This is a genomic window from Bacteroidota bacterium, from assembly GCA_034723125.1.
Taxonomy (GTDB): Bacteria; Bacteroidota; Bacteroidia; order CAILMK01; family JAAYUY01; genus JAYEOP01.
Window position 1 is genome coordinate 1 of sequence record JAYEOP010000480.1, and the last position, 1335, is coordinate 1335.

Consider the following 1335-nt stretch of genomic DNA (forward strand, 5'->3'; position numbering starts at 1 on the left):
TGACTGGTCATTATATTTCCATTATATATTTTGTTAAAAAATTTCATAATTTAATGTTAACCAGCGGATTATCAATTTTGTCAAATCACTTGAGTATAAATTTCTGTAGTTTTAATATTTTTATGTCCTAATAAATTTTGAATGTATCTTAAATCTGGTCGCAAAGATAATAATTTTTTTATTTTAATTTTTCACTTTTATTTGTAAAAATGTAATCCCACCAAAATAATCCTGTTGACAATATTCCTTCTCTAATTTCAGAATTTTCAATAATATCAGTTGCTTCTTTTAGGGTGTATGCTGTTCTAAATTTTTTGACAAAATATGCAAGAAAGCCACGGTTTAAGTCAGTTATTAATATTTTTGCTTCAGGTTTTGCCACTCTATCAATCTCATTGAGCATTAAAATAGGTTTTTCAACAATATGAAGTAAAAATGTATTTATGACAACATCAAATGAATCGTTTTCATATTGCAAGTCCTGAGCATCTCCATTTAAAAGAGTAATTTGTTTTTCTAATCTTTCATTGCTAATTAAAGTTCGTCCAATATCAAGCAAAGGCTCACTTAAGTCAATTCCAATAATTTTTGCTTCAGGAAAAGTTTTAGCTATTTCAATAGGCACAGATGCAAATCCACATCCGACATCCAGAATAGTTCCCTTTGTAAAATCAATTGTTTTTAATAGTTTAACAAAACGTTTTCCTACTTTTTCAATATTTTTTTTATTACGTTTGTAATAACCTTCTGCCCATTCTTGGTCATGAAAAATACGCGGGTGAAATAATGCATTTTGTTTCATAATTACTTATTTTTTTCAGATACTAATGAATTATGTCAAAAAAATTCCTACATTTAAAAAAATTGGATTCAATTTACTAATCTTTCCATCCATTATTGGAATCGGCTTTTATATCCATATCCTTAAAATACGGTTTAATATCAATCAATGGAGTTCCATTAAAAGCATCAATACATGATGTATAAATTTTGTTATCTTTTATTTTTTTTATTTTTACAATACTAAGACCAATAGGATTAAAACGATTAGGCGACCTACTGGCAAACAATCCTACTTCAGCTGCTTTTTCGTAAGGAGGAAAAACCCTTAATTTTGCTTGTTTAGCTTTATCTATATAAAAAAGAACATAAATATAATTGAATCTGTCCAATTTATACAAAGCCTTTTGATATTCAGGAAATAACTCAATTACAAATTCTCCATCACACAATTTTTCATCAGGAACAAAAGGAGCAACATCTTTATAAGGAGTGTGGATTTTTCCAATTATTTCAAAATTCATATCATTTTTCATAAAATACATCACTAATTGA

2 protein-coding genes are annotated in these 1335 nt (G+C 27.1%); both read right to left on the minus strand.

Going from position 1 to position 1335, the window contains the following annotated elements; all coding sequences use genetic code 11:
* Positions 1–178 precede the first annotated feature (178 nt).
* The gene (locus U9R42_12435; GenBank protein ID MEA3496825.1) at positions 179–802 is read right to left on the minus strand and encodes a class I SAM-dependent methyltransferase; all 624 of its coding nucleotides are present in this window, start codon (positions 800–802) and stop codon (positions 179–181) included.
* Positions 803–878: 76 nt separating this feature from the next.
* On the minus strand, positions 879–1335 hold a 457-nt coding region (gene tsaA, locus U9R42_12440), incomplete at its 5' end, for a tRNA (N6-threonylcarbamoyladenosine(37)-N6)-methyltransferase TrmO (protein ID MEA3496826.1).

Excerpts from the sequence above, each read along its gene's own strand:
- U9R42_12435 (MEA3496825.1), bottom strand. The coding sequence starts at position 802 with ATGAAACAAAATGCATTATTTCACCCGCGTATTTTTCATGACCAAGAA.